Below are 6,082 nucleotides of genomic sequence, written 5' to 3'. Positions count from 1 at the left end.
GGCCTCGTACTTCGCCGCCCCGGGCCGGTTCGCCACGCAGTGCGCCGCCGCCGCACCCGCCCTCGCGGCCGCTCCGCTCGGCGACCACCCGGCCCTGGCCCGGCTCGTGCTGCACCGCTACGACCAGGCCCTCGCCGGACGGCTGCCCGGCCTGCGGCTCGCGTCCGGCCACCGCCCCCGGCCGGAACTCGCCACCGCCTGATCCCGGTTTGTCGGTCCTTCCGGTTACCGTCGTTGCATGGAAGGCATGGCAGGCACCGCACCCGTCCCCGGTCACGATCCGTACGATCCGCACGAGCCGTACGACGCGTCCGACACCGAGCGCTGGGCCGCCGAGCCCGACAAGCGGCCCGGCCGCACCGCCTTCCAGCGCGACCGTGCCCGGGTGCTGCACTCGGGCGCCCTGCGCCGGCTCGCCGGCAAGACCCAGGTCGTCACGCCCGGCACCCGCTCCTACGACTGGGACGCCAGCCCCCGCACCCGCCTCACCCACTCCCTGGAGTGCGCCCAGGTCGGCCGCGAGCTCGGCGCGGCCCTCGGCTGCGACCCCGACCTCGTCGAGGCCGCCTGCCTGTCCCACGACATGGGCCACCCGCCCTTCGGGCACAACGGCGAGGAGGTGCTCAACGACTTCGCCAAGGACTGCGGCGGCTTCGAGGGCAACGCCCAGTCGCTGCGCCTGCTCACCCGCCTGGAACCCAAGCGGTTCGTCCCCGATCCGCGCACCGGCGCACCGGTCAGCGTCGGCCTCAACCTCACCCGCGCCTCGCTCGACGCCGCGACCAAGTACCCGTGGCCACGCGGCGGCCACCCCACCGACCCCGACTCGGTGAAGTTCGGCGCGTACGAGGACGACCTGCCGGTCTTCGACTGGCTGCGGCGCGGCGCGCCCGCCGACCGCAAGTGCTTCGAGGCCCAGGTCATGGACTGGGCGGACGACGTGGCGTACTCCGTGCACGACGTCGAGGACGGCCTGCACGCCGGCCACATCGACCCCAACCTGCTCTTCTCCGAGCCGGAGCGCCGCGCCATCTGGCAGGTCGCGATCGGCCGCTACGTCCCGGCCGGCACCGATCCGGAGGAGCTGCGCGAGGCCCTGGACCGGCTGCTGGAGCAGGACTGGTGGCCACATGGCTACGACGGATCGGCCGTGGCCCAGGCCAGGCTCAAGGACGCCACCAGCCAGCTGATCGGCCGGTTCTGCCTGGCCGCCGAGGGCGCGACGAGGGAGGCGTACGGCTCCGGCCGGCTCACCCGGTACGCGGCGGAGCTGGTGGTCCCGGCCACCGCGCGCCACGAGTGCGCCGTGCTGAAGGCGGTCGCCGACCTGTACGTGATGCAGCGCGAGGAGCAGGAGCGGCTGCGCGCCGACCAGCGCATCGTCCTGGCCGAACTCGCCGAGGCGCTGTACGCCCGCGCCCCCGAGGGCCTGGACCCCCAGTTCCGGGCGGTCTTCGACGCCGCTCCCGACGACCGGGCGAGGAAGCGCGCGGTCATCGACCAGATCGCGTCCCTCACCGACGCCTCCGCGCGCTCCCTGCACGAGCGCCTCACCCGCCGCTCCCGACGCGCCGACGGGTGAGCCGATCGGGCCACGGCCCCTTCACGCGGCAGGCTCGGTGCGGGAGGCTCGCATGAGGCCGCACATGGCGCAGAGGTTATGAGGAGGCATCAGGTGGTCGACGCACACCGGACGTTTGTCATCGTCGGCGCGGGACTGGCCGGCGCGAAGGCGGCCGAGGCCCTGCGGGCCGAGGGCTTCACCGGCCGGGTCATCCTGATCGGCGACGAGCGCGACCACCCGTACGAACGGCCGCCCCTGTCCAAGGGCTACCTGCTGGGCAAGGACGAGCGCGACAGCGTCTTCGTGCACGAGCCCTCGTGGTACGCCCGCGCCGACATCGAGCTGCACCTGGGCCAGCCGGCGGTGCAGCTGGACCGGGAGCACAAGCGGGTCGTCCTCGGCGACGGCACCGCGCTGCACTACGACAAGCTGCTGCTGGCCACCGGTGCCGAGCCGCGCCGCCTCGACATCCCCGGCACCGGCCTGGCCGGGGTGCACCACCTGCGCCGGCTGGCCCACGCCGAGCGGCTGCGCGGGGTGCTGGCCACGCTCGGCCGGGACAACGGCCACCTGCTGATCGCGGGCGCGGGCTGGATCGGCCTGGAGGTGGCGGCCGCCGCCCGCTCCTACGGCGCCGAGGTCACCGTGGTGGAGCCGCTGCCCACGCCGCTGCACGCGGTGCTCGGTCCCGAGCTCGGCGGTTTCTTCGCCGACCTGCACACCGGGCACGGGGTGCGGTTCCACTTCGGGGCCCGGCTCACCGAGATCACCGGGGTGGACGGCATGGTGCTGGCCGCCCGCACCGAGGACGGCGAGGAGCACCCTGCGCACGCCGTGCTCGCCGCGATCGGTGCCGCCCCGCGCACCGCGCTCGCCGAGACGTCCGGGCTGGCCCTGGTGGACCGGGAGCACGGCGGCGGCATCGCGGTGGACGCGAGCCTGCGCACCTCGGACCCGGACGTCTACGCCGTGGGGGACGTGGCCGCCGCGAACCACCCGGTGCTGGGCACCCGGCTGCGGGTCGAGCACTGGGCGAACGCGCTCAACGGGGGCCCGGCCGCCGCGAAGGCCATGCTGGGCCAGGAGGTCAGCTACGACCGCATCCCGTACTTCTTCTCCGACCAGTACGACGTGGGCCTGGAGTACTCGGGCTGGGCCCCGCCGGGCTCGTACGACGAGGTGGTGATCCGCGGCGACGTGGCCAAGCGGGAGTTCGTCGCGTTCTGGCTGTCCCAGGGCCGGGTGCTGGCCGGGATGAACGTGAACGTGTGGGACGTCACCGAACCGGTCCAGACCATGATCAGGACGGCGGCCGTCCCCGACCGGGAAGCGCTGGCCGACCCGTCCGTGCCGCTGGAGTCCCTGGCGGGCAGCGGCCAGGGCGGCTGACGGGGTTGTCGGACCGCGGCCGTAGAATTCACGCGTGGCAGGCAGGATCAACGACGACGACGTGAAGGCGGTCCGGGACGCGGTCCCGATCGACGCCGTGGTGTCCGACTACCTCCAGCTGCGCAACGCGGGTGGCGGCAACCTCAAGGGCCTCTGCCCCTTCCACGACGAGAAGTCCCCGTCCTTCCAGGTCAGCCCCAGCAAGGGGCTGTACCACTGCTTCGGCTGCCAGGCGGGCGGGGACACCCTCGACTTCGTCATGAAGATCGACCACCTCTCCTTCTCGGAGGCGGTCGAGCGGCTCGCGGCCCAGGCGGGCATCACCCTGCGGTACGAGGAGGGCGGCTACACCGCGGGCACCAGCGGCCGCGGCGAGCGCATCCGGCTCGTCGAGGCGCACAAGGCGGCCGCCCAGTTCTACGTCGACCAGCTCCAGGGCCCGGAGGCCGAGATCGGCCGGAAGTTCCTGGCCGAGCGCGGCTTCGACCAGGCCGCCGCGGCGCACTTCGGCGTCGGCTACAGCCCGGCCGGCTGGGACCACCTGACCCGCTTCCTGCGCGGCCGGGGGTTCTCCGACAAGGAGCTGATCCTCTCCGGCCTCGCCCAGGACAGCCGCAGCGGCAAGCCCATCGACCGCTTCCGGGGCCGGCTGATGTGGCCGATCCGCGACATCACCGGCGAGGTGGTCGGCTTCGGCGCGCGCAAGCTGCGCGAGGACGACAACGGCCCGAAGTACCTGAACACCCCCGAGACGCCGATCTACCGCAAGTCCCAGGTGCTGTACGGCATCGACCTGGCCAAGAAGGAGATCGCCAGGACCTCCCGCGCGGTCGTGGTCGAGGGCTACACCGACGTGATGGCCTGCCACCTGGCCGGGGTGACCACGGCGATCGCCACCTGCGGCACGGCCTTCGGCGGGGACCACATCAAGATCCTGCGCCGGCTGCTGATGGACAACGCCACCGCCGAGGTGATCTTCACCTTCGACGGCGACGCGGCCGGGCAGAAGGCCGCCCTGCGGGCCTTCGAGGACGACCAGAAGTTCGCCGCCGAGACCTCCATCGCGATCACGCCGGGCGGCATGGACCCCTGTGACCTGCGGCTGGCCGAGGGCGAGGCGGCCGTCTCGACGCTGGTGGAGTCGCGTACGCCGCTGTTCGAGTTCGCGATGCGGCACATCGTCTCCCGGCACAACCTGGAGAACCCGGCCGGCCGGGCGGCGGCGCTGGACGAGGCCGCCCCGATCGTCGCCAAGATCAAGAACATCGCCATCCAGCACGAGTCGGCGGTCCAGCTGGCGGGCATGCTGGGCATCCTCGACGAGCAGTTCGTCGTCAAGCGCGTCGCCCAGCAGGCGATGTGGGCGCGCGAGCGCGGCAACCGCCCCCAGCAGCAGGGCGGGGCCGGCGGCCGCGCCCCGCGCCCCGGGTACGAGACCGGCCGCCCGGCCCCGGCCGCCCCGTCGTCGGGCCCCGCGCTGAACCTGCGCAGCCCGGCCCACCGGACGGAGCGGGAGCTGCTGAAGCTGGCGCTCCAGCGCCCCGAGCTGGTCTCCCCGGCCTTCGACGCGTACGGCGTGGACGAGTTCACCGCCCCGCCCTACGCCATGGTCCGGCAGGCCGTCCAGGACGCCGGCGGCGCGGCGGCGGGCGGCGACGACTACCTGGCCCGGGTCCGCAGCGCCGCTCCGAACGACACGGTCCGCGCCCTGGTCACCGAGCTGGCGGTGGAGGCCATCCACGCCAAGACGGTCGACGAGGCGTACGCGGGCGTCCAGCTGGTCCAGGTCCGGCTGCGCGCGGTCGACCGCCGGGTCCACGAGATCCAGGGCACGATGGCCCGGATGGGCTCCCACGCCCCGGCGGAGCAGCTGGCGGCGGTCCAGGAGGAGCTGTGGGTGCTCCAGCAGTACGGGCAGCGGCTGCGCAACCGGGGCGCCGAGGGGCTCTGAGGGGCCTGCGGGGATCCACCGAGAGCTCTCGCTGATCGGCGGGGCCGGGCGGATCAGGCGGCGCGGTCCAGCCAGTCGCCGCCGGGTATGAGCGTGCCCGTCCGTTCCAGGTGACGGGCGATCTGCGGGGCGGCCAGGTAGACCCAGGCCTGTACGGCGGTCCCGTCGGTCCGCAGCACCGGGCGGGACAGCCGGTCGTAGACGTTCAGCGGCCGGTCCGGGCCGTGATACTCCTCCAGCCGGTCCAGCTCCGCCAGGACCTCCCCGTACGCGGCGGCCGAGGGCGTGACGAGCTCGCCGACGACCTGCGCGCCGGGGCGGTGGACGGCGTACGGGTAGCCGGGGCCGTCGTACAGGGCCGCGTCCGGGAGCCGGGCGGGCTCCTCGCCGGCGGTGCGCCCGCGCAGGAAGAGGGCGTGGTTGTGCTCCCCGGGGCGCAGGGTGCCGTACACGAAGAACGGCAGCCCGCCGGCCCCGGCCGCCTCCGCCGTCCCGGTCATCCGGACACCTCGGAGTCGACCCAGGCCAGGTAGCCCGCGCTGCCGCGGACCACGCGGGTGGCGATGATCTCCGGGGTGTCGTACGGGTGCGCCGCGGTGAGCCAGGCCTCCAGGGCGGGGTAGGCGGCCTCCGTGGTCTTGAAGAGGACCTGCCACTCCTGGGCGGTTTCCAGCTCACCCTGCCACCGGTAGACCGAGGTGACCGGCTGGGAGATCTGCGCGCAGGCGGCCAGCCGCGCCTCCACAGCGCCACGGGCCAGCTCCGTCGCGACGTCGGGGGTGTCGACGGTCGTGAGGACGGTGAGGACGGTGGGCGCGGCGGGCGCGAGCGGCTCTGCGGGCTCTGCGGGCTCTGCGGAACGCTCGGCGTCCGGCCGATCGGCCGATGTCACGGGGACCCTCCCTCGGTCGGGAACAGCACATGGGACAACCCCGAAGGGACGTCGACCCCGGGCGAGCGGGCGCCCCTGCGTACGGGTGCCCCACCACCGTACGCACCCCTGCCACACGACCTGCCGGTGCCCGGGGCCGCAACTGCGACCGTGCCCATGCCGGGGGCCCGCGGCCGTGGCCGTGACGGCGGCCGCCCGACGCACCGGACGGCGGCCCGGCGGCTCGGCGGCTCGGCGGCCCGCACGATGCTGCCGGCGGCCGAAGCCCCTTCACCCGGACGGCACC

The 6,082-nt window shown here is 74.3% G+C and carries 5 protein-coding genes and 1 pseudogene; 4 read left to right on the top strand and 2 right to left on the bottom strand.

Translation table 11 applies throughout. From position 1 onward, the window contains the following. The 4 genes and pseudogenes from GPJ59_RS32300 to dnaG all read left to right on the top strand — a co-directional run. A pseudogene (locus GPJ59_RS32300) lies at window positions 1–202 on the top strand (sirohydrochlorin chelatase); the annotation flags it as partial. A gap of 36 nt (window positions 203–238) precedes the next feature. Further along, the gene (locus GPJ59_RS32295) at window positions 239–1,582 is read left to right on the top strand and encodes a deoxyguanosinetriphosphate triphosphohydrolase (protein ID WP_219671473.1); all 1,344 of its coding nucleotides are present in this window, start codon (window positions 239–241) and stop codon (window positions 1,580–1,582) included. Between the two features lie 93 nt (window positions 1,583–1,675). Next, the gene (locus tag GPJ59_RS32290) at window positions 1,676–2,953 is read left to right on the top strand and encodes an NAD(P)/FAD-dependent oxidoreductase (RefSeq protein ID WP_219671472.1); all 1,278 of its coding nucleotides are present in this window, start codon (window positions 1,676–1,678) and stop codon (window positions 2,951–2,953) included. 34 nt (window positions 2,954–2,987) lie between these two features. Then, a complete protein-coding gene (gene dnaG / locus GPJ59_RS32285; RefSeq protein ID WP_219671471.1) occupies window positions 2,988–4,904 on the top strand; it encodes a DNA primase in 1,917 nt (638 codons plus the stop codon). 53 nt (window positions 4,905–4,957) lie between these two features. Here dnaG and GPJ59_RS32280 read toward each other — a convergent pair whose 3' ends face one another. Beyond that, entirely contained in the window at window positions 4,958–5,404 is a 447-nt protein-coding gene (locus tag GPJ59_RS32280) for a gamma-glutamylcyclotransferase family protein (protein WP_219671470.1), read from the bottom strand. Next, window positions 5,401–5,796, bottom strand: coding sequence for a divalent-cation tolerance protein CutA (gene cutA / locus GPJ59_RS32275; protein WP_219671469.1), 396 nt, complete (start codon window positions 5,794–5,796; stop codon window positions 5,401–5,403). Before cutA ends, GPJ59_RS32280 begins: the two co-directional genes overlap by 4 nt. Window positions 5,797–6,082 lie beyond the last annotated feature (286 nt).

It is taken from the genome of Streptomyces bambusae (genome assembly GCF_019400985.1).
In the GTDB taxonomy this organism is placed as follows: domain Bacteria; phylum Actinomycetota; class Actinomycetes; order Streptomycetales; family Streptomycetaceae; genus Streptomyces; species Streptomyces bambusae_A.
Note: the sequence above shows the minus strand (reverse complement) of the source record. Positions and strands in the feature narration are given on the sequence as shown.

Bases quoted from the DNA above. Each gene is read 5' to 3' on its own strand.
- GPJ59_RS32295 (WP_219671473.1), top strand. From the start codon at position 239: ATGGAAGGCATGGCAGGCACCGCACCCGTCCCCGGTCACGATCCGTAC.
- GPJ59_RS32280 (WP_219671470.1), bottom strand. From the start codon at position 5,404: ATGACCGGGACGGCGGAGGCGGCCGGGGCCGGCGGGCTGCCGTTCTTC.